Origin of the sequence: Rhizobium sp. NPDC090275 (assembly GCF_044772225.1) — a bacterium.
GTDB lineage: Bacteria > Pseudomonadota > Alphaproteobacteria > Rhizobiales > Rhizobiaceae > Rhizobium.
In genome coordinates this window covers 1-25,339 of the sequence record NZ_JBIVYL010000001.1, presented here as the reverse complement: position 1 = coordinate 25,339, position 25,339 = coordinate 1, and the positions used below count along the sequence as shown (strand labels likewise).

The 25,339-nt window shown below is 63.0% G+C and carries 22 protein-coding genes and 1 tRNA gene; 11 read left to right on the top strand and 12 right to left on the bottom strand.

Annotated elements, in window-relative coordinates:
• Window positions 1-26: 26 nt before the first annotated feature.
• From ACIQUB_RS00115 to ACIQUB_RS00095, 5 genes are all read left to right on the top strand, one after another.
• Window positions 27-380 carry a DUF3302 domain-containing protein gene (locus ACIQUB_RS00115; RefSeq protein WP_047514037.1) on the top strand — a complete coding sequence of 118 codons (354 nt, stop codon included), beginning with the start codon at window positions 27-29 and terminating at the stop codon, window positions 378-380.
• Window positions 380-1,537, top strand: a complete 1,158-nt coding sequence (locus ACIQUB_RS00110) for an HlyD family secretion protein (protein ID WP_047514040.1) — start codon at window positions 380-382, stop codon at window positions 1,535-1,537. The genes ACIQUB_RS00115 and ACIQUB_RS00110 overlap by 1 nt, the downstream gene beginning before the upstream one ends.
• Before the next feature lie 82 nt (window positions 1,538-1,619).
• Complete coding sequence (locus ACIQUB_RS00105) at window positions 1,620-3,350, top strand: SulP family inorganic anion transporter (RefSeq protein WP_402928171.1); 1,731 nt, start codon at window positions 1,620-1,622, stop codon at window positions 3,348-3,350.
• Window positions 3,351-3,368: 18 nt separating this feature from the next.
• Entirely contained in the window at window positions 3,369-4,217 is an 849-nt protein-coding gene (gene ppk2 / locus ACIQUB_RS00100) for a polyphosphate kinase 2 (protein ID WP_047514045.1), read from the top strand.
• A 38-nt stretch (window positions 4,218-4,255) separates the two neighbouring features.
• A complete protein-coding gene (locus ACIQUB_RS00095; RefSeq protein WP_113235380.1) occupies window positions 4,256-5,377 on the top strand; it encodes an AI-2E family transporter in 1,122 nt (373 codons plus the stop codon).
• A 27-nt stretch (window positions 5,378-5,404) separates the two neighbouring features.
• On the opposite strand, the gene ACIQUB_RS00090 is transcribed toward ACIQUB_RS00095, so the two are convergent.
• From ACIQUB_RS00090 to ACIQUB_RS00065, 6 genes are all read right to left on the bottom strand, one after another.
• The gene (locus ACIQUB_RS00090; protein WP_113235360.1) at window positions 5,405-5,656 is read right to left on the bottom strand and encodes a hypothetical protein; all 252 of its coding nucleotides are present in this window, start codon (window positions 5,654-5,656) and stop codon (window positions 5,405-5,407) included.
• 121 nt (window positions 5,657-5,777) lie between these two features.
• A complete protein-coding gene (locus ACIQUB_RS00085; protein ID WP_113235361.1) occupies window positions 5,778-6,704 on the bottom strand; it encodes an amino acid ABC transporter substrate-binding protein in 927 nt (308 codons plus the stop codon).
• Between the two features lie 18 nt (window positions 6,705-6,722).
• The gene (gene potE, locus ACIQUB_RS00080) at window positions 6,723-8,084 is read right to left on the bottom strand and encodes a putrescine-ornithine antiporter (RefSeq protein ID WP_113235362.1); all 1,362 of its coding nucleotides are present in this window, start codon (window positions 8,082-8,084) and stop codon (window positions 6,723-6,725) included.
• A 20-nt stretch (window positions 8,085-8,104) separates the two neighbouring features.
• Entirely contained in the window at window positions 8,105-10,468 is a 2,364-nt protein-coding gene (speC, locus tag ACIQUB_RS00075) for an ornithine decarboxylase (protein WP_113235363.1), read from the bottom strand.
• Entirely contained in the window at window positions 10,465-12,726 is a 2,262-nt protein-coding gene (locus tag ACIQUB_RS00070; RefSeq protein WP_113235364.1) for an arginine/lysine/ornithine decarboxylase, read from the bottom strand. Before ACIQUB_RS00070 ends, speC begins: the two co-directional genes overlap by 4 nt.
• A gap of 146 nt (window positions 12,727-12,872) precedes the next feature.
• The gene (locus ACIQUB_RS00065; RefSeq protein WP_113235365.1) at window positions 12,873-13,799 is read right to left on the bottom strand and encodes a cation transporter; all 927 of its coding nucleotides are present in this window, start codon (window positions 13,797-13,799) and stop codon (window positions 12,873-12,875) included.
• Between the two features lie 209 nt (window positions 13,800-14,008).
• On the opposite strand from ACIQUB_RS00065, the gene ACIQUB_RS00060 reads away from it, so the two are divergent.
• Window positions 14,009-15,376 (top strand): amino acid permease, encoded by a 1,368-nt coding sequence (locus ACIQUB_RS00060; RefSeq protein WP_113235366.1) that lies wholly within the window; start codon window positions 14,009-14,011, stop codon window positions 15,374-15,376.
• 27 nt (window positions 15,377-15,403) lie between these two features.
• Here ACIQUB_RS00060 and arcC read toward each other — a convergent pair whose 3' ends face one another.
• The 4 genes from arcC to ACIQUB_RS00040 all read right to left on the bottom strand — a co-directional run bounded on the left by arcC (window position 15,404) and on the right by ACIQUB_RS00040 (window position 19,114).
• Window positions 15,404-16,342: a carbamate kinase gene (gene arcC, locus ACIQUB_RS00055; protein ID WP_112980756.1), complete on the bottom strand. Its 939-nt coding sequence runs from the start codon at window positions 16,340-16,342 to the stop codon at window positions 15,404-15,406.
• 1 nt (window position 16,343) lies between these two features.
• Window positions 16,344-17,348, bottom strand: coding sequence for an ornithine carbamoyltransferase (locus tag ACIQUB_RS00050; RefSeq protein ID WP_113235367.1), 1,005 nt, complete (start codon window positions 17,346-17,348; stop codon window positions 16,344-16,346).
• A 37-nt stretch (window positions 17,349-17,385) separates the two neighbouring features.
• A complete protein-coding gene (arcA, locus tag ACIQUB_RS00045) occupies window positions 17,386-18,615 on the bottom strand; it encodes an arginine deiminase (RefSeq protein ID WP_018896898.1) in 1,230 nt (409 codons plus the stop codon).
• A 148-nt stretch (window positions 18,616-18,763) separates the two neighbouring features.
• Window positions 18,764-19,114, bottom strand: coding sequence for a hypothetical protein (locus ACIQUB_RS00040; protein ID WP_113235368.1), 351 nt, complete (start codon window positions 19,112-19,114; stop codon window positions 18,764-18,766).
• A gap of 268 nt (window positions 19,115-19,382) precedes the next feature.
• Between ACIQUB_RS00040 and ACIQUB_RS00035 the strand changes: the two genes are divergently transcribed.
• Both ACIQUB_RS00035 and ACIQUB_RS00030 read left to right on the top strand, forming a co-directional pair.
• A complete protein-coding gene (locus tag ACIQUB_RS00035) occupies window positions 19,383-20,051 on the top strand; it encodes a LuxR C-terminal-related transcriptional regulator (RefSeq protein ID WP_113235369.1) in 669 nt (222 codons plus the stop codon).
• 98 nt (window positions 20,052-20,149) lie between these two features.
• Window positions 20,150-21,946, top strand: a complete 1,797-nt coding sequence (locus ACIQUB_RS00030) for a hypothetical protein (protein WP_402928160.1) — start codon at window positions 20,150-20,152, stop codon at window positions 21,944-21,946.
• Between the two features lie 33 nt (window positions 21,947-21,979).
• Here the strand turns inward: ACIQUB_RS00030 and ACIQUB_RS00025 are convergent, their stop codons facing one another.
• Window positions 21,980-22,954: a hypothetical protein gene (locus ACIQUB_RS00025; protein WP_113235371.1), complete on the bottom strand. Its 975-nt coding sequence runs from the start codon at window positions 22,952-22,954 to the stop codon at window positions 21,980-21,982.
• A 154-nt stretch (window positions 22,955-23,108) separates the two neighbouring features.
• On the opposite strand from ACIQUB_RS00025, the gene ACIQUB_RS00020 reads away from it, so the two are divergent.
• The 3 genes from ACIQUB_RS00020 to ACIQUB_RS00010 all read left to right on the top strand — a co-directional run bounded on the left by ACIQUB_RS00020 (window position 23,109) and on the right by ACIQUB_RS00010 (window position 24,800).
• Window positions 23,109-23,756, top strand: a complete 648-nt coding sequence (locus ACIQUB_RS00020; RefSeq protein WP_113235372.1) for a helix-turn-helix domain-containing protein — start codon at window positions 23,109-23,111, stop codon at window positions 23,754-23,756.
• Window positions 23,757-23,799: 43 nt separating this feature from the next.
• Window positions 23,800-24,165 (top strand): hypothetical protein, encoded by a 366-nt coding sequence (locus ACIQUB_RS00015; protein WP_402928156.1) that lies wholly within the window; start codon window positions 23,800-23,802, stop codon window positions 24,163-24,165.
• 182 nt (window positions 24,166-24,347) lie between these two features.
• On the top strand, window positions 24,348-24,800 hold the full coding sequence (locus ACIQUB_RS00010; protein WP_113235373.1) for a DUF2721 domain-containing protein: 453 nt from the start codon (window positions 24,348-24,350) through the stop codon (window positions 24,798-24,800).
• A gap of 154 nt (window positions 24,801-24,954) precedes the next feature.
• Here ACIQUB_RS00010 and ACIQUB_RS00005 read toward each other — a convergent pair.
• A tRNA-Met gene (locus ACIQUB_RS00005) sits at window positions 24,955-25,031 on the bottom strand.
• Window positions 25,032-25,339: the final 308 nt, after the last annotated feature.

The following is a 25,339-nucleotide window of genomic DNA, read 5'->3' as shown; positions in this document are numbered from 1 at the left end:
CCATTCGTTGTCGAAAGGCAAAAACCGTGTTCCTCGACTATTTCGCACTGGGCGTTCTGTTCTTCGTCGTGATCACGCTGTTCTACGCGGTGATCGCGATCCACGACATCCCGCACCTGATGGCAAAGGCCAGAAACCATCCGCATCAGGATGCGATCCATGTCGCGGGATGGGTGAGCCTGTTCACCCTCCATGCCATCTGGCCGTTCCTTTTCATCTGGGCAACGATCTACCGCGAGGATCGCGGCTGGGGCATCCGCAGCGATGGAAAATTGTCGCCGGCGCAGGAAGCCAACGCTGAAATCGCACGCCTGCATGCCCGCATCGCGGAACTCGAAGGCCAGTCGGAAGGCCAGACATCGGAGAAGGAGAACGCCTGATGGACCTGCTTCTCATACTGACCTACGCGGCGCTCTGCTACGCGATCTTCAAGATCTTCCGCATCCCGGTGAACCAGTGGACGCTGGCCACATCGGTTCTCGGCGGCATCTTCCTGATCGGGACGCTGTTGCTTTTGATGAGCTACAATCACCCCTACACCAGCGACGCCCGCATCTACTTCACTTCGGCGCCCGTCATCCCGACGGTCGGCGGCCAAGTAATCGAGGTGCCGGTAACGCCTAATGCACCGCTGAAAAAGGGCGACGTCCTCTTCCGCATCGATCCGCGCCCCTATCAGTTCACCGTCGACCAAAAGACGGCGGCGCTCGCCGAGGCAAAGCAGACGGTGCTGCAATTGAAAGCAGCACTCGACGCCGCCAACGCGGCCGTCACCGGCGCCGAAGCCTCCAGGGATCGTTCGCTGCAGGCCTTCGAGAAATTTCAGGCATCCAACGAAAACGCCAAGTCGAGCGGTCGTGGCGCCGTCTACTCCGAACTCGAAGTCGAAAACCGCAGGGGCCTCTACCTGACGGCCGAGGCCGCGGTCGATACCGCCCGCGCCCAGGCCACGCAGGCAAAACTGGCTTATGAATCGGAAATCAACGGCACCAACCCCACCGTTGCCCGCCTGCAGGCCGAACTTGCCAACGCTGAATACGAGCTCGATCAGACGACGGTCCGCGCCCCCAGCGACGGCTACGTCACCCAGGTCTTCCTGCGCCCTGGCATGATGGCAAACCCGCTGCCGCTGCGCCCGGTCATGGTCTTCATCGACAGCCAGGACCAGATGCTGGGCGCCGCCTTCATCCAGAACTCGCTGCAACGCGTCAATGTCGGCGACGATGCCGAGGTGGCCTTCAAGGCGGTCCCAGGCAAGATCTTCAAGGCCCGCGTGCAGGGGATCATCGACGTGATGGCGCAAGGTCAGTTGCAGCCCTCCGGCGCGCTGATCGATCCGCAATCGCCCGAACGCGCAGCCCCCGGCCAGACTATCGCCAGCATCGAGCTCCTTGAGAGCACCGAGGGCTACCAGCTACCCGGCGGTGTCGTCGCCGAGGTGGCCGTCTACACCCACCACTGGCACCACGTCGCGGTCCTGAGAAAGGTGCTGCTGCGGATGAGCAGCTGGATGAACTACGTCTTCCTTGAACACTGAGGGGAGAAGGCCGGTCCCGCTCTTGCGGGTGGGGCCGGCACGAACATGGGAATGCCGATGACGAAGTGATAAGGAGCCCACGGTGATAGGCAGTCTTCCGATGTTGCGAGGCCTGAGCGGTTTCAGCAGGGATTGGCTGAAGAGCGATATCCCGGCCGGGCTGTCGATTGCAGCCGTTGGCCTGCCGAGCGCCATCGCCTATCCGGCCATTGCCGGCCTGCCGCCGGAAACGGGCATCTACGCCAGCATCGTCGCGCCGATCGCCTATGCGATCTTCGGACCCTCGCGGCTCCTTGTCGTCGGCCCGGATGCGGCCACCATGACCGTGCTTGCCGCGGCCATGGGCACGATCGTCGCCGCCTACCCCGCCGGCACGCCGGTCGATCGGGTCGCCATTGCGGCGGCACTCGCGCTTGGCGTCGGCATCTGCTGCATCGCCGCCAAGCTGCTGCGCCTCGGCGTTCTCGCAAGCTTCCTCTCGCGACCTATTCTCGTCGGCTTCTTCGCCGGCGTGTCTCTGTCGATCCTCGTCGGCCAGATCGGCCGTTTCACCGGCGTGAAGATCGAATCCGACGGGCTCGTCCCGCCGCTGGTCGAGATCGCTGGCAAGAGCGGCCTGATCCACTGGCCCTCGCTGCTTCTCGGCCTTGCGATGTTCGCGCTGCTGTGGCTCGTGCGTGCCTTCCAGCTCAAGATTCCAGGGCCGGTGCTGGTCGTCGTCCTCTCGGTGGTGCTCTCGGCCATCTTCGATTTTCAGGGGCGCGGCATCGCCGTCGTCGGCGATATCCCGAGCGGCCTGCCAAGCTTCTCGCTGCCCGCGCTCCACCAGATGCCACTCGACAAGATCATACTCGGCTCCGCCGCGATCTTTCTGGTGAGCTTCGGCGCGGGCATCGTGGCGGCCCGCAGCTTCGGCTCGCGCACCGGCGAAGAGGTCGATGCGAACCAGGAGCTGATAGGCCTCGGCGCGGCCAACATCGCGCCGGGGCTGTTCGGCTCGTTTCCGATCAGCGTTTCGGATTCCCGCACCGCGATCAACCTGTCGACCGGCGGCGTCTCGCAGGCGGCCGGCCTCGTCTCGGCGGCAACGCTGATCGCGGCCCTCGTCTTCCTGCACAGCGCGCTGCGCATCCTGCCCATTCCGGCGCTGGCCGCGATCCTCGCCATGGCGGCGATCAGCCTCATAGACGTCCACGAACTGCGCAAGATCTGGCGCATCAGCCGCATGGAGTTCATCTTCGCGCTGATCGCCATGTGGGGCGCCATCAGCTTCGGCGTGCTCAACGGCGTCATTGTCGCGGTGGCCGCAACGCTGGTCTATCTGCTGCGCCAGACGATGTTTCCGCGCGACGGCCTGCTCGGCCGCATCGAAGGCCGGCACGGCTTCTTCGACCTTGCCCGCCACCCCGAAGCGCGCCCTGTCGACGGCGCCGCCGTCTTCGCGGTGCAGGGCAGCATCCTCTTCTACAACGCCGATTACATCAGGAACCGCCTGACGTCAGTGGCGCGAAACCTGCCCGCCGAGACCCGCTGCCTCGTGCTCGATGCCAGCGCGATCACCCATATCGACAGCACGGGCGCCACCGCGCTCGAGGCCGTGGCCGAGATCCTCGCCAAGCGCAACGTCACCTTCGCCGTCGCCGATCTCAGCGAGGAGAGCCGCGGCATTCTGAGCCGCGCCGGCGTCATCAGGACGATCGGCCCGGACAACATCTTCAACGGCAGGGAAGAAGCGCTGCGCGCGCTGATCGGGAATTACGACCAGACAGTCACGACATCGGCAGGCACGACATCGGCAGGCAGCACGGTTTAAGAGCACGGAGGGAGAACCATGGACGAGATACTGGAAACCAAGGGGCACGACCCGGAGCCATCGGCAAAGTCCAACGGCAAGGACAAGAAGAAAAAGAAGGCGTGGGATTACGACAAGCAGATCGCCCGCCTGCAGGTGGAGCTGGCGCATCTCCAGGCGTGGGTCAAGAAATCCGGCGCCCGGGTGGTCATCGTCTTCGAAGGCCGCGACGCCGCCGGCAAGGGCGGCATGATCAAGCGCATCACCGAGAAGGTCAGCCCGCGCGTCTTTCGCGTCATCGCGCTGCCCGCCCCCACCGAACGCGAGAAATCGCAGATCTACATGCAACGCTACATCAACTACCTGCCGGCCGCCGGCGAAGTCGTGATCTTCGATCGCAGCTGGTACAACCGCGCCGGTGTCGACCGCGTCATGGGGTTCTGCAGCGAGAAGAAGGTGCAGCGTTTCCTCGAGCTCGCGCCGCGTTTCGAGGCGGCGATCGTCGAGAGTGGCGTGACACTGCTCAAATACTTCCTGACCGTCAGCGAAGAGGAGCAGGAGCGCCGCTTCCGCCGCCGCATCGACGATCCGGTCCGGCAGTGGAAGCTGAGCCCGATGGACGTGGAGTCCTACCAGCGCTGGTGGGACTATACCCGCGCCTATGACGAGATGCTCCGGATGACCGACAGCAACCACGCCCCATGGTGGATCGTCCCCTCGGACGACAAGAAGCGCGCCCGGATCAACTGCATATCACACATTCTGCAGTCCATCCCCTACGAGCGCATCAAGTTCGAGGAGCCCGATCTCGGCAAGCGCCAGAAGCGGCCGTCGGACTTCATCGAGGACGGCAGCGTTCGCCACGTCGTGCCCGACACGACGCAGTAACCAGACGCGCAAGGGGGCTCGCGGCGCGGGTTATGACGATGGACCAGACGAACGACGTGGGCATGGCGGCAAAGGACGCCGGACAGATCTCGATCGAGGCAAGGGTCAGCGACCTTGTGCGCCTCGGGATCATCGGCCTTTTCGCCTATTGGACGGTGCTGCTCATCGCGCCGTTCGCGCTGATCGTCGTTTGGTCGGCCATCCTTGCCGTCGCGCTCTACCCGATGTTCAACGCGCTCTCGCGGCTGATCGGCAACCGGCCGGTGATTGCCGCAACAGTCATCGTCGTCGCCTGCCTCGTGCTGATCATCGCCCCCGTGGCGCTCGTGGCGGTCAATTTCGCCGACGCGGTGGAAGGGCTGGTCGGCAAGCTACAGGCGGAGAGCTTCGCGCTGCCGGCAGCACCCGAGAGCATTCGCGCATGGCCGGTCATCGGCGAACGCCTTTACGCCGGCTGGAACAAGGTGGCCGGCGATCTCGCCTCCAACATCATCGAATATCAAAAGCCGATCCTGCATGTGATGGGGATCGTGGTCGCCAAGCTCGCCTCGATCAGCGGCGGCGTATTGAGCTTCGTCGCCTCCGTTATCCTCTCCGGCTTCTTCCTCACCCAGTCGACGCGGCTCGCCGAAACCATTCAGGTTCTGGCAAGCCGCATCGCCGGTGACCGGGGCGTCGGCTTCGCCAAGCTCGCGGGAACGACAGTCAGGAATGTCTCGCGCGGCGTCATCGGCGTTGCTTTCCTGCAGACGCTGATGTGCGGCCTGTGCTTCGCCTTCTTCGACCTGCCCGCACGGGGCGCACTGACCTTCATCATCTTCATGCTCTGCGTGATGCAGCTGGGCCCGGGGCTTGTCCTCGTGCCGGCGATCATCTGGGGCTGGCTCTCATGGCCAACATCGGTCGCCTTGGCGCTCACCGTCGTGGCGGTACCGATCATGCTGGTCGACAACGTGCTGAAGCCGATCCTGATGGCGAAAGGCCTCTCTACGCCGATGCTGGTGATCCTGATCGGGGTTATCGGCGGCACGCTATCCTATGGGCTGCTGGGCCTGTTCCTCGGGCCGATAGTGCTCAGCGTGTTCTACGAGCTGCTGCGCGCCTGGGCCTGGCCGCCGCGAGACAGCACGGAAACAAAGCCAATTGCGCCGGTTGATTGAGCCGGGACGCATGACAGCTGAACGATCTCATCCCTGAGATCTGAGCCCGCCGGAGCAATAGAGGATAACCTCCTGCTCGATCTCATGACAAAGTTCGGAATACTCCGCGATCAGACTTTCCTGCATCGGCAGTTCGCTGCGAAACCGGTCGAGCGCGTCGGCGGCGAGTGCGTAGGACTCGAACATGTCACCGAGCGCTTCCGTGGGCACACCTGCCAGAACATGCCGGATATCCGGCAGTCTGAGCATCAGCCTCCTCCGTCCGCGCTCCCGGTTCATGGCTTACCTCCGCATTCACTACTCCTTGTACGAATCCTTGAGGGTGTCGGATTGTTCCGCGATGCAGCAAATATCGCTTTTTATCGACAAACAGCCATGATGAGGCGGGTGGGCGGCCGGATTACTCCGGCAGCGCGGTCTGCCGGAAGAAGGTGACGATGGCCTCGTCGGGCACGCCGAACCATGTCGTGAACAGCTCCACGAAATCGGCCGAGGCGTAAGTCTGGCTGAGCGCGCGATCGACGGCGAGACGGAAGTCTTCGTCACCGCGCGCCAGTTCCAGCCCCAGCGGCTCATAGGTGAAATGCCGCCTCAGCACCACGAGATTGCCGGCATTGTCGCTGCGGGCGGCCGCATCCATGAGAAGCGGCATGTCGCCGAACAGCGCGGCCGAACTGCCGTCGACGACACGTTCGATACCGATCGCGTAGCTTTCCACCGGCACCGATGTCGCCGCCAGCTGGAAGGTCTTGATCCGGTCAGCCAGCCAGCGCTCGCTGGTCGTCCCCGCGATCGACGAGAAGGTCTTGTGCTCGAGGATGGTGCGAGCCGGAGAGCCGCGCCAGATCGGCCGGCTGGTGGGCTGCCCATAGGCCAGAACCTCGGTCAACGCCAATGGCGCGCTCTTGCTCAAGACCACGCCCGTGCCGCTCGGAAAGATCGGCAGCGAGAAAGACACCTCGGCGCGACGCGTGAGCGTGATCGGCTCGGCACCGCAGACGAGATCCACCGTCCCGTCCTTTATCGCCGGCTCCCGCCCCTTGTCCGTCAGCGGCACCCATTCGACATTCAGCTGCGGCAGGTTCAGCGCCGTCTTCAGGCTGTCGGCGATCTTGCCGCAAAGCGCGACCGCGTAGCCGCCGGGTGCCGCCTGCTCGGTCTTGAACGAGAACGGCCGGGCATCCGGTTCATAGCCGAGCTTCAGCGAACTGCTCGTCTTGATGCGATCGAGTGTCTGCGCCTCGGCGGACGACAGCGCCATGGAGGCGGCCGCGCCGGCGAGGATCGACGCGGTCAGCAATGTCTTCAAACGCTTCTTCTGTTGCATGACGCATCCTCCCCGGAACTATTCTGCCGCCGCGACACGGTTCAGGCCGCTCGAAAAGCGCGGCGCGATCCGGCCATAAATGATGAAGCTGATACCCGTGACCAGCATGCCGCCAAGCACCGCGTCCTTGCCGGAGGCATAGATCGCGAACACGCTATAGAGCATGCCGAGCGTGGCGATGATGGAGTTCAGCCGGTACTTCGCCGGCGGCACGCCCGCCTTCTTCATCATCACGAAGAGAGCCGAAAGCGCCACGATGTAAGGCAGCACGTTGGTGACGACCGCGAGGTTGACGAGGGCCGAGAACTGCTCATTGAGCGTCGGCGAAATGGTCATCAGGGCAAGCCCCGTCTGCACGATGCCGAGGATGATCATGCCCTGCACCGGCGCCCCCATCTGGTTCACCCGAGAGAAGATCGCCGGGAACATCCGCTCCTGCGCCGCCGTGCGCGCCGTCTGCGCGATGGTGAACTGCCAGCCGAGCAGCGACCCGACGCAGGCAAGCACCGCGAGTGCCATGATGATCGAGCCGATCGTCGGATTGAACATGGTCGCATAGGCAAGCGCGAAGGGACCGGTCGAGGCCGCGAGATCGGCGTTCGGCACGATGCCCTGGATCACAGTCGTCGACAGGATGTAGATGACGGCAGCGCCGAGCGTGCCGAACATACAGGCAAGCGGCACGTCACGCTTAGGATTTTCGACGGCATCGGAGTTCTGCGCCGCGGACTCCATGCCGAGGAACGCCCAGAGCGTCAGCGAGATGCTGGATCCCATGCCCTGCGCCAGCGTCAGCCCCTTCGGATTCCAGGCGGCGCCAAACGTGCTCGAACTGAACCAGAACCATCCGATGATCGACAACAGACCGACCGGAATGATGACGCCCCACACGGTGATCGACCCGATCCGCCCGGTGATGCGCGGGCCACCGAAATTGGCGGCCGTAGTGAGCCAAAGGAGCGCGATCAGCGCGACGCAGGTCATGACGGGCGTCGAGGTCAGCACCGGAAAGAAGCCCGCGAGATAGCCCACCGCCGAGATGCCGATCGCGACATTGCCGATCGCCAGCGACAGGAAATAGAGGAAGAAGACGAGGAAGTAGCCATCCTTGCCGTAGGCATCCTCGGCATAGGCAGACATGCCGCCGGGCCGCTGGTTGAACAGCCCGGCCTGCGCGAAACCGTAGGCGATCGCCATCGAGCCGAGCGCGGTGACGATCCATGAGAGCAGCGAGATGGCGCCGACCTGCGCCATGTTCGCCGGCAGCATGATGATGCCCGACCCCATCATGTTGACGGCAACGATGAAGGTCAGCTGCATCAGGTTCATCTTCTTCTTGGCCGTGGTATCGGCCGCAGCATGCATTGTGTGATCGGTCATGATGACACTCTCCCCTCGCCCTACTCGCGCACGACATATGTGTGGAACTTGATGCGCCCATCGATCCGTTCCTGGAACACGCCCTGGACTTCGTAGTTGAAGCCCGGGAAGCGGTTGAAGGACTCCTCGAAGGCCAGGAAATAATCGCGCATCGGCCGCGCCCTGTTGTCCCAGCGCTCTCCGGGCACGATCACGCCGATGCCGGGCGGATAGATCAGCGCCAGCGTCGCCGAGATGCGCCCGGCGGCTTCCGACAGCGGCACGTAGTCGACATTGTTGGCGACCAGCGCCTCGTAAGCCTGCTTCGACGAGATCGCCGGCTCCGGAAAGCTCTCGGAGCGGAAGCACAGGCGCTGCAATTCCTTGACGCCGGCGGAGCGATAGAAGCTGTGCATCTCCTTGCAGACCTGCCGCACCGTGTAGCCCTGATAGCGCTCGTGATTGGCGGCGAAGACGGTCGGCAGCACATCCTGCAGCGGGGCATCGCGATCCCACAGGTTCTTGAATTTCACCAGCTTGGCGACGAGCGTGTTGAGCTTGCTTTCGTCTTCGGCCGGCGTCAGCAGGAAAAGCAGGCTGTTGAGATCGCACTTCTCCGGCACGACGCGCTGCTCGCGCAGATAGTTGGCAACGACGGTCGCCGGGATACCGAACTCGCGGTACTCGCCGGTCTTCCGGTCGATACCAGGCGTCAGAAGCGTCAGCTTGTTGGGATCGACCATGGTGTAGCCCGGCGCATAGCCGGCATAGCCATGCCACGTCGCCTCGGGATCGAACCGCCAGCACTGCTGCTCGCGCTTCAGCACATCGGTCGGCACATCCTCCCACCTTATGCCCGTGAGGTCGCCGGTGTGTTGGGACCCCGTGACGGAGATCTTGTCCGGCACGAAGGGATCGAAGAACCATTGCTCGTCGGCGCTCGTCGCCTTGCTCTCGTAGTGCTGGACGAAGCCGCGCAGCTTCTTGCGCACCTCGATCCCGAGACCGATGCAGCGATCCCAGAGCATCTCGCCGGCCTTGCCCTCATGCACCTTTGCATTGACGTCGAGCGAGGCGAACAGCGGGTAGAAGGGCGATGTCGAGACATGCATCAGCAGCGATTCATTGAAGCGCTTGTGCTCGATGAAGCGGCGCTGGTCGCTGATATGTTCGTCGCGCTTGTGGATCTGCGACGCCTGCGAGAAGCCCGCCCCCTGCTTGTGTACCGACTGCGTCGAAAACAGGCCGGGCATGTCGGGCTTGAGATCCTTGAGCCGCATCGGGCTATGGCCCTCGAACAGCGGATGGAAGGCGTTGTAGCCGATCCAGGCCTCGTCCCAGAGCACGTAGTCGCAGAGATGACCGATATTCTCCATGACCTGGCGGACATTGTAGATCGTGCCGTCATAGGTGGCGAGCTGGATGCAGGCGAGCCGGAAGGGGCGCTCGGCATTGGCCCGGCTCTTGTCCGCCAGAAGCGGATGGGCCGCGATCTGCTGTCGCAGCCAGCCCTCGTCCCACGCCGCCCAGTCGACGGCGCCGATCATGCCGAAGGAATTGCGCGCCGTCGGCAGATAGATCGGGATCGCCCCCGCCTGCACCAGCGCGCCCTGGTGCAGCGACTTGTGATTGTTGCGATCGAACAGCACGAGATCGCCGGCGCGCAGCACCGCGTTGGTCACCACCTTGTTGGAGGTGCTGGTCCCGTTCAGGATGAAATAGGTGCGATCCGCCCCGAAGATCCGCGCCGCCTGCTTCTGCGCCTCGACGGCGGGACCTTCGTGGATCAGGAGATCACCGAGATCGACGTCCGCATTGCAAAGGTCGTTGCGGAAGATGCTTTCGCCGAAATACTTGAAGAACAGCTGGCCGGCCGGAGACTTGCGATAGAACTGCCCGCCCTGGTGGCCGGGGCAATCGAAGGCGATATTGGCTTCGCCGTCATAGGCCATCATGCCCCCGAAAAACGGCGGCAGCAGCGATTTGCCGTAGTTGATCAGGCTGGAGACGATCTGCTTGGCATAGAAGGCCGGCGTCTGCTGGCCGAGATAGACGAAGCCATCCACCTCGCCCGCCATCTCGACGACGTCCATGTCCGCAATGCTGAGCGTATCCGCCATCGCCCAGACCGGCGTACGGAAACCCGCCTCGCGCAGCGAGCGGAGAAAGCCGCGCGCATAGGGAAGCAACCCGCCTTCCACGGAGCCGATATAGGCGCCCACCGACGCGTCTTCCGAAACGTCGGCCGTATAGTCATCGCGGAGCTCGACCTCGAAATTGTCTGCCGCGAGCTGCGCCAGCAGCTCCTGCACTTGGCGGTTGTCGCGATCGACGACCGCGACGATCTTCAGCATCTTGTTGAACGGTATCGCAACCGTCGGGGATTTCACGTCGCGCGGGATCATTGGACCGCCCCCTCCGCCACGCAATCGACGAGGTAGCGGCGGCCGTTGCTGCCGGCCTCGAAGCGCAGGCCGTGAATATCGGTCTCGAAGCCCGGGAATTTGCGGTCGAAGTCGCGCGCGTAAAGCAGGTAATCCTGGATGGATTTCGTCGTTTCGGTGATCCGCTCGCCCGGCATGATCAGCGGAATACCCGGCGGATAGGGAACGATCATCACCGCCAGGATGCGGTTCATCAGCTTGTCGATCTCGACGCTCTCGATCCGCCCCTTGACGAGGTGGTCATAGGCGTCGGCCGGCCGCAGCGCCATCTCGGGCAGCACCGTATACATCTCACGCTGCGCCTTCGGCACATCGTCCTTGCGGTAGATGGCGTGAACCTGCTCGCAGAGATCGCGCAGGCCCATGTTCCCATAGGCCTCGGGATGCGCGGCGGCCAGTGCCGGCAGCGCGCGCGTCAATGGCGCGTTGCTGTCGTAGAGATCCTTGAAATTGATGAGCTCGGTGACGAGCGTGCTCCACTTGCCGCGCGTGATCCCCATCGAGAACAGCACGAGGAAGGAGTAAAGCCCGGTCTTTTCGATCTCGATCCGGCGCGAGGAGAGGAACTTGGTGATGACGGCCGCCGGTATCCCGTGCTCCCGCATCGTCCCATCCGCCGAAAGCCCCGGCGACAGGATGGTGACCTTGATCGGATCGACCATCACGTGGTTTTCGGCAAGCCCGGTAAAGCCGTGCCAGGCGTCGCCCGGCTTCAGCACCCACTCCGCATGCGTATCGCTCGGCGTCTCCTCCGCGATCGTTGGTTCCCACACGTCGAACCACCAGCTCTGCCCCATCTGACCGCGCACCGCGTTCATCGCCCGGCGGAAGCTGATGGCCTCGTCGATCGTCTCCTGCACCAGCGCGCGGCCGGCCGGCTGCTCCATCATCGCCGCGGCCACATCGCACGACGCGATGATGCCGTATTGCGGCGAAGTCGAGGTGTGCATCATGAAGGCCTCGTTGAAGCGCGTGACGTCGAGCTTCTTGTTTTCGGCATGCTGGATGTGGATCATCGACGCCTGCGAGAAGGCCGCGAGAAGCTTGTGCGTCGAATGCGTGGCGAAGGTGATGGCGTTCTGCGAGCGCGCCGGCTGCGTCGAGGAAATGCCGTGGAAGCCATCGTAAAACTCGTGAAAGTTCGCATAGGCGTACCAGGCCTCGTCGAAGTGCAGCACCTCGACTGAATCCTTGAGCGACACCTTGATAGCGTCGACATTGTAGCAGAGGCCGTCATAGGTGGAGTTGGTGATCACCATCAGCCGCACCTTGCCGCTAGTCTCCCCCGCAAACGGGCTGACCGCGATCTTCTTTGCGATCGCCTCGGGCGTGAACTGATCCTTGGAGATCGGCCCGATGATGCCGAGCCCGTTGCGCGAAGGAATGAGATAGATCGGCGTCGCGCCGGTCATGATCAGCGAATGCAGGATCGACTTGTGGCAGTTGCGGTCGCAGAGCACGAGATCGCCGCGCCCGACCATGCCGTGCCAGATGATCTTGTTGGCGGTCGAGGTGCCGCCGACGACGAAGAGAGACTCATCCGTGCCGAAGATGCGCGCCGCGTTGCGCTCTCCCTCCGCGATCGGCCCGACGTGATCCAGAAGCGACCCGACACTGCCGACCGACACCGAGATATCCGACCGCAGCGTATTCTCGCCGAAGAAGGTGTAGAAGAGCTGCCCGACCGGGCTCTTGCGGAAGGCGACGCCGCCGCCGTGGCCCGGCGTATGCCAGGAATACGCCCCCTCCAACGTATAATCCATCAGCGCCTTGAACATCGGAGGCGGCAGCCGGTCGAGATAGTTGCGCGCCGCCTGCACGATGGCGCGGGCCATGAACTCGGCGGAATCCTCAAACAGCCGCAGGAAGGCATTGGCATGGCGCAGCACGCTGGCCGGCACGTCTTCGGCCGTCGTGTCGTCGCCGAACAGGAAGATCGGCAGCCTGTCGTTCTTGCGGCGCTTGGCGCTCAGGACCTCCTCCAGCACCTGCCAGCGCGACGCCTTGTCCTCCGTGCCATCGACGGAAACCAGCCAGGCCGACTCGGTGTTGAAGATATGCACCAGCCGCCGCGCATCCTCATAAGTGACGCCGGAGACGACACGAAAACCCTCCGCCTCGATGGCAGCAGCCAGATCGCGCATCCCGCGGCCGGCGGCACTCTTGCCGTCGAAATCCTCGTCGATGACTGCGATCGGAAATGACTTGTGGAATTCCATGCGCCCCTCCAGAACCCAAGTTTGGACAGCGGCTGTCATGCCGCTGTGTGCGTCTCAGATTGGGCGGATGGTACACGGCAGGTTGCGGACCGTCGTTGATTGCAGTCAACGTGAAGGCAAAAGCATACAGCTAAGAGAAACGGTGCCTATTCGGCCCATTCGGCATCGGCGGTAAAGGCGATCGTTAGCCAGCGATTGGCCCCCTCGCCGCCGATCCGGTCGCCGATATCGTCGCGCAGCGCGTCCCACTCCTCGATCGTCTTGGCGGGTAGTCCCTCCGGAACGATGAAATAGAGCTCGACCTCGGTCGCCCTGCCGACGCGCGCGACATAGGCGCGATAGGAGAGGAAGCCAAGGCGCTTGACGGTGTCCGACGCCACCTGGTCGACATGCTCCTGCAGATCGACGGGCGCGATCAGCAGCACCTCGCTCAGCGCTTTCAAGATCGTGCAGATAGGCAGCGGGATCATGACGAGGCACACGAGGCCGAGCACCACGGGGTCGACATATCGGGCGATCCAGGCCATCGGCGTCGGCAGCACCGCGAGACCGATCACGAAGGCGACAAGCAACGCAAACGCGATACCGCCGGACATGATCCAGGCCTTGATATCGAGCGCGATGAAATCGGACTTCAGGCTGCGGTTCAACGCAATGCCGATCGACGCCATGACCACGCAGACGACAAGCGTGGCGCCGGAATAGACGATCGCGGCGCCGAAATGCAGCTCATGCCCGCCATTGATGACGCTGATGACGGCATTGATCAGCGCGTAGACGGCCACCGTCATCAGCAGGCAACCGTTGAGCAAAAGCACGATGGGCTCCAGATGCCAGAAGCCCATGGTGAAGCGATTGCGGATGCGGCCGGACTTGGCATTGCTCTCCGCCGACCGCACGATCAGGCTCGACACCCAGAGCGCAAGCCCGGTCATCGCCGCATCGGCCAGCGAATAGACGCCGTCGAAGGCGATGGAAAATGAGCCCGATATGATGCCGAAGACGATGCCGAGAGCCGCCACCACGACGGTCGCTACGATCGATATGGTCAAAAAGCGCTGCTCGTTCCGCATCACTGTCTCCGCTTGTCTGCCCATCTCATTTTAGCGCGTTCACACGAATGGTGAAGGCTTCAGGCGTGGCGGCGTACTACGCATTGATCCGGATTGCGAGCCCTGCGGATTGGGAAGAGGATGCCCGTGGCCGCACAAGCCGGGACGCTATCCCGGACCATCCGACGGCTATCGTCCACAGCGGTGAACCGATCTTCGGGAGGGATTTCATGACGACCTCGCAGAACGGCAAAAGCCTCGGGCTCGCCGCCTGTACCGCCATCGTCGTCGGCAACATGGTCGGGTCTGGCTTCTATCTGTCGCCGGCCGCGGTCGCCCCTTATGGCAATCTGGCGATCCTGGTGTGGATGATCATGGGTTCAGGTGCGATCTGCCTTGGTCTCACCTTCGCGCGGCTTGCCGGCATGGTGCCGGCCGTTGGCGGTCCCTACGCCTATACGCGGCTTGCCTATGGCGATTTCGCCGGCTTTCTCATCGCCTGGGGTTACTGGATTTCGATCTGGTCGTCGCTTCCCGTCATCGCCATCGCCTTTACCGGCGTGATGATCGATCTCTTCCCCGCGCTCGGCAACCGGCTGACGGCAACGATCCTGACGCTCGGCGTCATCTGGACGATCGTGCTCGTCAACCTGCGCGGCGTCCACGCGGCCGGGCTCTTCGCGCAGGTGACGACCTATGCCAAGCTCATCCCCTTCGGCGCCGTCGCCATCATCGGTCTCCTCTATATCGACACCTCGCATTTCGCCGAATTCAACCCCAGCGGCCAGTCACTGCTGCAATCCTTCGCGGCCCTGGCGCCGCTGACCATGTTTGCCTATCTGGGTCTGGAATCGGCCACCGTTCCCGCTGGCGATGTCCGAGACGCGCGCCGAACAATCCCCCGTTCGACCGTGCTCGGTATCTCCATCGCCGCGGCTCTTTATGTGCTTGGCACCGTCGTCGTGATGGGCGTCGTGCCGCGCCCGCAACTCATCCACTCCGTCGCCCCCTTCTCGGAAGCGGCGGGGCTGATGTGGGGGCGTGGCGGCGAACTGGCAATCTCGATCGCGGTGGTGATCTCCTCGATCGGCGCGCTGAACGGCTGGACGCTGCTGATGGGCCAGGTGCCGATGGCCGCCGCCCGCGATGGATTGTTTCCGCCGCTCTTCGCCCGCCTCTCCAGCCGCGGCGTGCCTGCCATCGGCATGGTGGTCTCGGCCACCTTCGCGACCTTGCTCGTCCTCGTGCAGGCGGTCGGCTCCGATAGCTTTGCGGCGGTCTACCGGCTGATGGTGGGGCTGAGCACGATGACCGCAGTCGTCCCCTACGCCTTCTGCGCGCTCGCCGGCACCCTTGTCGCCTCGCGGCTGAGCAACGGGCAAAAGACGCCCCGCGTCACCGTCATCGAATTGATCGCCTTCCTCTTTGCCATGTTCACGCTCTATGGCTCGGGCGCCGAGCCGGTGCTCTATGGCATGGTCCTCCTGATGCTCGGCATTCCCGTCTATGTCTGGCAACGGCGAAACGGCGATGTCACGCGCACGCAAAGCGTCGAAACGCAAAACGGGGCGCCGATACGCCCCGCTGCCTCGCTATAATCCTCGTGCTACTTCGGGTCCGCCCATTCAACCGTGCCAGCTTAGCCCACCGAAGCGGCCATCGATGATCGTGCCCAGCTCGCCCCGCACCATGCCGGCAATATCCGCAAGCGCCCCGATCGCCGCCGCCTTGCCCGTCGTCTCGGCGAAATGGCAGGCGGCATCGACCTTCGGCCCCATGGAGCCCGCCGGAAAGTCGAACTGCTTCATGTCGCCGGGACGGGCCTTGTGGATCGCCTTTTGCGACGGCTTGCCCCAATCGAGGCAGACGGCCGGTGCGTCGGTCGCCATGATCAGCAGATCGGCGCCGATCTCGCGCGCCAGCAGCTCCGAGCAGAGGTCCTTGTCGATGACGGCTTCGACGCCAACCAGGTGGCGCTCCTTGCCCTTCTCGTACATGGTGGGAATCCCGCCGCCGCCGGCGCAGATGACGATAGTGCGCTGCTCGAGCAGCCAGCGCACCGGCCGGATCTCGAAGATACGCTTGGGAAGCGGTGAGGCAACGACCCGGCGCCACTTGTCGCCATCCTGCTTGAACACCCAGTTCTTTTCAGAGCGGATGCGATCGGCATCCGCCTTCTCGTAAACAGGGCCGACGAACTTCGTGGGGTTCGTAAAGCCCGGATCGTCGGCATCGACCTCGACCATGGTGAGCAGCGTCGCCAGCGGCTGCTCGAAAGGCAGCACATTGCCGAGTTCCTGCTCCAGCATGTAGCCGATCATCCCCTCCGTCTCGGCACCGAGCACGTCGAGCGGATAGGCCTCGTCCGGCTTGTAGGCGGCGCCCTGCAGCGCAAGCAAGCCGACCTGCGGACCATTGCCATGGGTGACGATGAGCTGATGCTCGGCGGCCAGCGGCGCAATCGCCTCGGCCGCCACCCGCGTGTTGCGTCTCTGAACATCCGCGGTCATCGCTTCCCCGCGCCGGAGAAGAGCGTTGCCGCCAAGCGCGATGACGATCCGCATCCTAGTCTCCCAATGTCGCGACAAGCAGCGCCTTGATCGTGTGCAGCCGGTTCTCCGCCTGCTCGAAGGCGACGTTGGCCTCGGATTCGAACACCTCGCCGGTCACCTCCAGGCCATTGCTCATGCCGTAATCCTCGGCAATTTGCTTGCCCAGTGTGGTCTCCGTGTCGTGGAAGGCCGGCAGGCAATGCATGAACTTGGTCTGCGGATTGCCGCTCGCCTTCATCAGCGCTTCGTTGACCTGATAGGGCGTCAACAGCTTGATGCGCTCGCGCCAGACATCCTTCGGCTCGCCCATCGACACCCAGACGTCGGTGTGAATGAAATCGACGCCCTTCACCGCCTCCATCGGATCGTCGGTGATCAGAAGCCGCGCGCCGGATCGCTCCTGCAATTCCCTCGCGATCTTGATGTATTCCTCGGCCGGCCACAGCGATTTCGGCCCGCAGATCCTGACATCCATGCCCATCAGGCAGCCCACGATCAGCAGCGAATGGCCCATGTTCGAGCGCGTGTCGCCGATATAGGCGTATTTGATGTCGGCGATCGGCTTGTCGGCATGTTCGCGCATGGTCATCACGTCGGCGATCATCTGCGTCGGATGGTATTCGTCCGTTAGGCCATTATAGACAGGCACGCCGGCATAGCGCGCCAGCGTCTCCACCCCCTGCTGCGCCGAACCCCGATATTCGATCGCATCATACATGCGGCCGAGCACGCGCGCCGTGTCCTTGAAGGATTCCTTGTGGCCGATCTGCGAGCCGGACGGATCGAGATAGGTCACGTTCGCCCCCTGGTCCGAGCAGGCGACTTCGAAGGCGCACCGGGTGCGCGTCGAGGTCTTTTCGAAAATCAGGCAGATCTCCTTGCCCTTCAGGTGCTGCTGCTCGGTGCGGGCATATTTGGCCCGCTTCAGATCGCGCGCGAGATCGAGAAGATAGCGGAATTCGCGTGGCGTATAATCCTGCACGGTCAGAAGCGAACGGTTGCGCAGATTGAAGCTCATGGTCTTGCTCCGTAGGGCTGTTTCAGGATGTCTGCTATCAATAGGCGGGGTCGCGCCAGATCGGGCATGTCATGCAGTGCCCGCCGCCACGACCGCGGCCGAGTTCGGAACCGCGAACGGTGATGACCTCGATGCCCGCCTTGCGAAGAAGCGTATTGGTGTAGGTGTTGCGGTCGTAGCCGACCACGACGCCGGGCTCGAGGGCGACGACGTTGTTGCCGTCGTCCCACTGCTCGCGTTCGGCCTGGTAGGCGTTGCCGCCTGTTTCCACGACCCTGAGCTTGCCGACTCCAAGCGCCTTGGCGACGATATCGAGCATCGGCTCCGTCTCCGGATGAATGTCGAAATTGCCGTCGTCATCGGTCTGCACCATGCTGTAGCAGCGGATCTGATCGACGACCTCTGCAAAGAGCGTCACCACATCGCGGTCGCAGAAGCTGAAGACCGTGTCGAGATGCATGGCCGCCCGGCTCTTCGGCATCAGGCAGCCGATGACCCTGGTAACCGCCTTGTTCTTGAACAGAGCGCGCGCCACCTGGCCAACCGCCTGATAGGTGGTGCGCTCGCCCATGCCGATCAGAACGGTGCCGTTTCCGATCGGCATGACGTCGCCGCCCTCGATCGAGGCGTTGGCGAAATCCTCGTCGCTGTCGCCCCACCAGATCTTGAAATCGCCGTCGCGGAACGTCGGATGAAACTTGTAGACCGCGCGCTGGATCAGCGTCTCGGGCTGCCGCGCCGGCCAGAACATCGGATTGCAGGTCACGCCATTATAGATCCAGCAGGAGGGATCGCGCTGGAACAGCGTGTTCGGGATAGGCGGAATGACGAACTCGGTCTCCGACAGCGCGCTCAGCATCAGCGTCTTCGCCTTGACGTCGGGAAGGTCGGAGATCGCGATGCCGCCGATCATGAAGGCCGCGAGCTGTGTCGCCGGCATCTCGTCGAGCCAGGGCCGCACCGCCTCGGCGATCTGCGAGCCGAGAACATTCGGCGTGATGCGGCGATCGAGCACGAAGTCGCGCGCCGGCTTGTCCACCAGGGTCTGCGCCAGCATGTCGTGCAGCTCGAGAACCTCGACGCCACGCTCCTGCATCTTCAGCACAAAGTCGTAATGATCCTTCTGCGCCTCGTGAACCCAGAGCACGTCGTCGAAGAGAAGATCATGGCAATTGCCCGGCGTCAGCCGCTGATGGGCGAGCGACGGTCGGCAGACCATCACCGTTCTGAGCTTCCCGACTTCCGAATGAACCCCAAAACCGCGCATCGCGCTCTCCTCCAAGCTGCCTGGGATAGCGATCGCCCTGCTACCCATGGATGGGATGAGCCTAACGGGACGGGTTCGGCCGTGTCATTGATCGCAAACAATGCGCTAAGCGGTATTGCTGGTCAGGAGGCCATCGCGAAGGCCGCGGTCATTCCACGTAGAAGACGAGGTTGCCGTTGCGCGCCCGCGTGACCCACTCGATATCATCAGGCGTCAGCTTCTTCGCCTTCAGCTGTTCGACCAGCCACTTGTTGGATCGCGCAGCCGCCCGAACGGCTTTCACCTCATCCGGCTTGCCCGGCTGATGCAGCGCGCCGGTTTCGATCGCCGTGCGATAGCTGACGACCGAGAACCGCTTGCCGTGATAGATCTTCACCGCATCGGGCAAGTTTTCGGCCCAGTTCATGCGCCGATATTCCTTGCGATCCTGTTGCGCACCGACAGGTGCCGCCATCACGGCGGCGATCGCAATACCTGTCGCAAGAACCAGCTTTCTCATCGTAGGGGCTCCATCGAGAATTGGGGGCGCGAATTGGGGAAAGTCCCGCGATGATAGGCCGTCCGGGGATAACCGGCATTGAGCCGGATCAACGCATCCAGACGCTTGAGACGTCCGACATCAATGTTTTCAACGTGTCGGCTACCACAGATGTTACGCGATGCTACGCCTGAAGAGCGCAGTGTAGTGGTAATATACAGTCAGTGAGAGAGTGGACAGGGGAACCGCGCTCTCGCGCTTTCGTTGCATTTGAGGGAGAGTTTACTCGATGGCGAATGACCTGACCGTGCACCTCGTCGACGACCAAGAGATACCGCGGCGATCCCTGACGTTCCTGCTGATATCCTCGGGCTTCGCGGTTCGCGCCTATGAGAGCGCGTCGGCGTTTCTGGATCAGTTGCCCGTCTCCGGCAGGGCATGCCTCGTCAAGGTCACGCGGATGTCCTGCACGGACGGGCTGCAACTGCTGGAGCGACTGAATGCGCTCAACGCAAACATCCCCACGATCCTCGTCGGCGGCGACGGAGACGTGGAGACGGCCGTGCAGGCGATGAAGGCGGGTGCGGCCGACTTCATCAAGAAGCCGTTCGAGGACCAGGCGCTGATCGCCGCGATCAACCAGGCCACATCGCGTCGTACGCCCCCCTCGCCCACACCAGTCGACACCGAAATGGTCGCCAATCGACTGCGGCAGCTGACCGAGCGCGAGCACCAGGTTCTGGCCGCTGTTCTTGATGGTCTGCAGAACAAGATGATTGCCTTCAACCTCGGCATTAGCGCGCGAACGGTCGAGGTTCATCGCGCCAACGTCATGGCGAAAATGGAGGCGCGCAACCTCGCCGAACTGCTGCGCATGGTCTTGACGTCAGGCGGCATGCCGCAACCCGCAGCACCTCGCAGCCCGGCTCTACCAGCGGTACCGGTCAGGCTACTTTAAGCTGCGTTCGACAAAGTCATTGAAACCACACATGGTTATGGGATATGCTCCATTAGTAGAGACTAAAGATGATTGCGTGATCGTGTCGGAGGGGCATCATGAGTAGCGCAAAGGTCGAGTTTTCGGGCGAACCAGGACCTAAACCGGACGATATCCTCCAGCAACTCGAGCGTGTTCTCGCCAGCGACGAGTTTCATTCCCCCGAGCGTGGCCGGAAGTTCCTGCGCTTCGTGGTCACCGAGACCCTGGAGGGACGCGCCCAGTTCCTCAAGGCCTTCACCATCGCCAATGAAATCTTCGGCAGGCAGAGTTCGTTCGACGCACAGAACGACCCCGTCGTCAGAATAGAAGCCGGTCGCATTCGCCGTGGCCTCGAGCGCTATTATCTCGTCGCCGGGCAGTCCGATCCGATCGTGATCACCATTCCCAAGGGCGGCTACGTCCCGCATTTCGACTATGCCGAGCCATCGCATCCATCCGCCGCTCCGGCCCCTCGTTCCGAGCCCGCGACGGCACGCGCACCGGCCGATCGCAAGACGAGAGATACCAGATCATTCGCCGCTTTTGCCTTTGGCGCCACACTCCTGATCGCCGCGACAGCCGGTTACCTCCTTTGGCCGGCGGGCTTGCTAACCGGCCGGGCCGGAACGCAGCAATCCCCGGTCGCGGATACCTCCAACCCGATGATCGTCGTCGAAAACTTCCAATCGGATGGAGAAGAAGGCGCCACCGCCGATATCGCCCAGGGGTTGAGGGACGAGATCATCGGTCAGCTCGCAACCTTCGACGACATCATCGTCGTCGCCGACCCATCGAGGGCCAAGGACGGCAACCTGCACGGCTTTGCCTTGCAGGGCAGCGTGCAGCGCGATGGCAACAGGCTGCGCTCCATATCGAGGCTGATCCGGCGCTCCGATGCTGCTGTCATCTGGGCGAACAATTACGACGCCGATCTTGGCGCCAAGAGCATCCTGCAGATCCAGGCCGATATCGGACAGGATATCGCGGTGTCGGTGGCCCAGCCCTATGGCGCGATCTTCGTCACCGATACCGACAAGATCGCCGAACCGTCCTTGAGCGAAATGGGCGGCGCCTACGACTGCACGCTCGCCTATTACAGCTATCGCCGGGGAATGGACGCAAAAAGCCATGCCGCCGCCCGCGATTGCCTTCTTCGCGCAACCGCGCGCTTCCCAAACAACGCGACATCCTGGGCACTGCTATCGCTTGTCTATCTCGATGAAATCCGGTTCCGCTACAAGCTCGGCGCGCGGCCAACACCCGACACCATGACGCTGGCGACGAAGGCAGCGGAGCGCGCCACGGCAATCGCTCCAAACAATACCCGCGCGCTGCAGGCGGCGATGCTGGTCAGCTTCTTCACCAACGATATCGACAAGGCGCTGAAACTCGGCGCCGCCGCCTATGCCGCCAACGCCAACGACACCGAGGTCGCCGGCGAATACGGCCTACGGCTGGCCATGTCCGGAAAGTGGCAATCCGGCTGCGAACTCGTCTCCCGCGCCGTCAACAAGGATGCCGGCCCCAAGGGATATTACGAAGTCGGCATGGCGCTTTGCGCCTTCATGCGTGGTGACCTGCAGGCGGCCGAGCTTTGGTCGCGTATGTCTGACCTGGAGTACAACCCGATGCACCGCCTGGTTCTGCTCTCCATCCTTGGAGCGGAAGGCAAGACCGAAGAAGCCGCGCAACTGAGAGACTGGCTGAACGCCCACGCGCCCGAGATGATGAAGAACGTCCGGGATGAGCTGTCTCGACGCATGCAGCGCCCGGAAGATCTGGAGCGGATGCTGACCGGCCTGCGCGCGGTGGGCGTCGGCAACGAGATGGCCGGCCTCAGCCCCGAGCGCCCGAACGTAAACGGCCCAAAGTGAACCGACAGAGCGTGATCGGCCAAGCGGACATTGCTAACGCCGCTGCGATGCATCCTTGATTTCACTGATCGTGGCAATGTCCTTGACCACACGCGTCCCGATCGCGTCCTGCAGATCGAAGACGTTCTGGCCGGTCGTATCGTGATCGAACCGCTTGGCCCATATCACCCGTCCGTCGGCGCTGCGGATCAACCGCAGCTGCACATGCAGCGCATCGTCCTCGAAGGTAACATTGCCCTGTAAGGCAAACACCGCATTCCCCGCCTCGTCCGCGGGAGAAGAACCGGCGGGCGTCATGACCATGACGCCATCGAGCTTCGTCAGCTGCGAGATGATCTGGTCGTTCAATCCCCTGGCGATCTCCGCGCCGCCTGAGGGGGCGCCGAGGACAGCCAGCGGCTCGACGATCACACGCGCAGCGCCTGCCTGATCCCGCGCCGCCGCCGGTCGGTTGGGCGCCGGCGCAAGATACTCCTCAAGCGGACGAATGAGCGCCAGCATGGCAAGCGCCGCGAAGACGGCGGGAACACCGACCGGCACCAGAAGATCGCGATAGCCAAGCTTGCGCGCGTTCCGCCCCGGCCGCGCCGGGCCGCTCGCCTCGCCGGAACTGGTGCCCGGCCCGTTCTCCGCCCCCTCAGCCACCGCTCGCCGCTCGAAACGCGGCGCGTAGTGCCCCTTCGGAATGGTGATATGCACGGGGTCGCCGCTTCCGCAGACGAGGTAATAGCGCTCCAGCGCACGCCGGATGCGCCCTGCCTCGATCCTGACAACAGGATCGCTCTGCGCATCGAAATCCGCGCCGCGACCGAACACCGCCTGCGCGATATTATAGGCGGTCAGCCGTTCGGCTCGACCATCGACCGCCTCTTCGACGATATAGCGCAGAAAACGACGGCCGCGATCCGGCGCCTGGAACTCGCGACTTCTCAATATCCGCTCGAGCTGCTCGATGATCTCGGCACGGTTCTGTTCGGCGTCGCGATTCTCGCCGTCGCTCGCTGCCATCGATCCCTCCTGCGGAAAGACCCGGTCGTTTTGTGGGGCTTGGCGGTTATACACCCCGAGCGCGAGGAGAGCTTCCGTAGCACTACGTAAGGGGAATTTCGAATGTGCTGCACCGCCTGATTTGCTTATTCTGTGGGGAATGGAGGGAGATACGATGTTGCATGTTCACGATCTGCGACAGGAGCCTATCCAAGTCCCCACGCGCCCGCCCGCCTTCGAGCCTGCCGCCCATGCCGACCAGACGATCAGGCTGAAACAGGACCAGATCGTCTATAGCGAGGGCCAGAAAGTGCTCGCCTTCTACCAGGTGGAGGCCGGCGCGATCAGGATCTACCGGCTCATGCCGGACGGGCACCGGCACATCTTGTCCTTCTGCGCCAAGGGCGATTGGTTCGGCCTCGAACAGGGCGACTGCCGTGCCGACTTCGCCGAGGCCGTCTGCGAGGCAAGGATCCGCCCTTTCGCCACGGCAGCAAACAGCACACCCACGGGCAGCCTGCTCAACATCGCGCTCGCCAATCTGGCAAAGGCGCAGTCGCGGCAGCTGGCGATGATCGAGCAGAGCGCCTTGAAGCGCGTCGCCGTCTTCATCGAGGAGATGGCCGAACGCCACCCCGGCGAGAGCGAATTCGACCTGATGATGTGCCGCAGCGACGTCGCCGATTATCTCGGCCTGACCATCGAAACCGTGGCCCGCTCCTTCACCAAGCTGCGCGAGAGGCACATCATCCGGCTCAAGGGCAAGCTGCAGCGGCGCGTGCAACTGATGGACAGGGACGCGCTCGCCGCCCTCGCGCTCTAGGCCAGATCGCAAACGATATCGCACCAGAAAAAAGGAGGTCTCGATGACAGATGTTGCGCTTCGACGTTCCGCCAAACGCCTCGTGTCGGCATTGCCGCTAGCGGCCACCACAATCGCCCTGCCCTACCTTGTCGGCACAGCCGCCGCTTACGCCGCCGATGATCCCTTGAAGAGCTTCCCCATCGTCATCCACTGCCAGCAGAAGGATACGACCCACATCTTCTACCTCTCCAGGGTCACCGACGCAGGCCTCGCAACCTACGTCGCCTCCGATCGCATCGCCGGCACCATCTCGCTTGACGGCCAAGCCAAGGCAGTCGTCGGCGGCGAAGGCGGCGGCAATTGCGTCGGCAAGACACTCGCGGATTTGAGAGCCTCCCATCAGGCTTATGATTTGAAGCCGCAGTGACATCGACTACAAGACTGCATCCGCCCTCGCTGCCGGCGACTGGCGACCGGCCGCCGGCTTCCGGCTTGCCCTTTCGGGGTCGTCAGCGTTAGTCTCAGCCGACCATCGCAGCGATCCTTGCGCTAGGACATGCTCCTGACGAGTATCGCGCCGATGCGCACGTGGCTTGCGAGGAGACGCCGATGGACGCCCCGACAATCGTCATCGACTATGCCGGGATCATCCAGACCTCGCTGGCGCCAGTGTTTCTGCTGGCGGGCACGGCAGCCTTCGTCGGCATCTACGCCACCCGGCTCGGGCGCGTCTCCGACCGGCTGAACGAGGTTGTCGCGAAGAATGAGCCCGACGACAAGCGAGAGCGGCAACTGATATACTTGCGGCGGCGCACGCTGGTGCTCGAAATCGCCGTTATCCTCGGTGTCATCGCCGGCATCTGCACCTGCTGCGCGATCCTCAATCTGCTGTCCGGCGCACTTGCCATCCGCATTCGACCGCTGAACCTCGTCTGGTTCTTCGGCAGCGCCATCGTCGCCCTAATGCTCTCGCTACTCGCCTTCCTGATGGAATTGCTGTCAGCCGGTCGCAGCATCCTGCTGCAGATCCGCGACAATCGGCGCCCTAAGGCGGGTCGGTAAGTCTGTCGTGTTTGTTCTGGAAAGAATGTTGGTTGCGGAGGCAGGATTTGACCCTGCGGCCTTCAGGTTATGGTCCTGAGGACGACGAGCTACCATCGCCAGGGAAGATGAAGTCTTCCCGCCAGCGATAACGTCGAGGTTCTGAAAAGAATGTTGGTTGCGGGGGCAGGATTTGAACCTGCGGCCTTCAGGTTATGAGCCTGACGAGCTACCGGGCTGCTCCACCCCGCGCCAGCGCAAAGCCTTCGGCTTTGTCGCGTCCGATTAAACCCTTTGGGTTTACCGGTACTACCGGAGCAAAACCCTATGGGTTTTGTTCCTGTAAGGGACGCACCTTGTTTCAGGTGCTTGACCCATTCATTTTGCTCTGCATTTGGGCCTTTGGAAAGCAGAAAGGACCGCTTTAGGCGGCCCTTTTGTTTCGGCCTTGGCCGTTTTCGATCAGAGAAGATTTTATGTTGCGTTTAGCAGACCTGGCAGCGACCGACTCTCCCGCGTCTTAAGACGAAGTACCATAGGCGCAGGGGCGTTTCACGGCC

Bases quoted from the DNA above. Each gene is read 5' to 3' on its own strand.
- ACIQUB_RS00090 (WP_113235360.1), bottom strand. From the start codon at position 5,656: ATGAACCGGGAGCGCGGACGGAGGAGGCTGATGCTCAGACTGCCGGAT.
- ACIQUB_RS00085 (WP_113235361.1), bottom strand. From the start codon at position 6,704: ATGCAACAGAAGAAGCGTTTGAAGACATTGCTGACCGCGTCGATCCTC.
- ACIQUB_RS00060 (WP_113235366.1), top strand. From the start codon at position 14,009: ATGACGACCTCGCAGAACGGCAAAAGCCTCGGGCTCGCCGCCTGTACC.
- ppk2 (WP_047514045.1), top strand. From the start codon at position 3,369: ATGGACGAGATACTGGAAACCAAGGGGCACGACCCGGAGCCATCGGCA.
- ACIQUB_RS00095 (WP_113235380.1), top strand. From the start codon at position 4,256: ATGGACCAGACGAACGACGTGGGCATGGCGGCAAAGGACGCCGGACAG.
- ACIQUB_RS00035 (WP_113235369.1), top strand. From the start codon at position 19,383: ATGGCGAATGACCTGACCGTGCACCTCGTCGACGACCAAGAGATACCG.
- ACIQUB_RS00025 (WP_113235371.1), bottom strand. From the start codon at position 22,954: ATGGCAGCGAGCGACGGCGAGAATCGCGACGCCGAACAGAACCGTGCC.
- ACIQUB_RS00110 (WP_047514040.1), top strand. From the start codon at position 380: ATGGACCTGCTTCTCATACTGACCTACGCGGCGCTCTGCTACGCGATC.
- potE (WP_113235362.1), bottom strand. From the start codon at position 8,084: ATGACCGATCACACAATGCATGCTGCGGCCGATACCACGGCCAAGAAG.
- ACIQUB_RS00030 (WP_402928160.1), top strand. From the start codon at position 20,150: ATGAGTAGCGCAAAGGTCGAGTTTTCGGGCGAACCAGGACCTAAACCG.
- ACIQUB_RS00040 (WP_113235368.1), bottom strand. From the start codon at position 19,114: ATGAGAAAGCTGGTTCTTGCGACAGGTATTGCGATCGCCGCCGTGATG.
- arcC (WP_112980756.1), bottom strand. From the start codon at position 16,342: ATGCGGATCGTCATCGCGCTTGGCGGCAACGCTCTTCTCCGGCGCGGG.
- arcA (WP_018896898.1), bottom strand. From the start codon at position 18,615: ATGCGCGGTTTTGGGGTTCATTCGGAAGTCGGGAAGCTCAGAACGGTG.
- ACIQUB_RS00050 (WP_113235367.1), bottom strand. From the start codon at position 17,348: ATGAGCTTCAATCTGCGCAACCGTTCGCTTCTGACCGTGCAGGATTAT.
- ACIQUB_RS00065 (WP_113235365.1), bottom strand. From the start codon at position 13,799: ATGCGGAACGAGCAGCGCTTTTTGACCATATCGATCGTAGCGACCGTC.
- speC (WP_113235363.1), bottom strand. From the start codon at position 10,468: ATGATCCCGCGCGACGTGAAATCCCCGACGGTTGCGATACCGTTCAAC.
- ACIQUB_RS00070 (WP_113235364.1), bottom strand. From the start codon at position 12,726: ATGGAATTCCACAAGTCATTTCCGATCGCAGTCATCGACGAGGATTTC.
- ACIQUB_RS00015 (WP_402928156.1), top strand. From the start codon at position 23,800: ATGACAGATGTTGCGCTTCGACGTTCCGCCAAACGCCTCGTGTCGGCA.
- ACIQUB_RS00020 (WP_113235372.1), top strand. From the start codon at position 23,109: ATGTTGCATGTTCACGATCTGCGACAGGAGCCTATCCAAGTCCCCACG.
- ACIQUB_RS00010 (WP_113235373.1), top strand. From the start codon at position 24,348: ATGGACGCCCCGACAATCGTCATCGACTATGCCGGGATCATCCAGACC.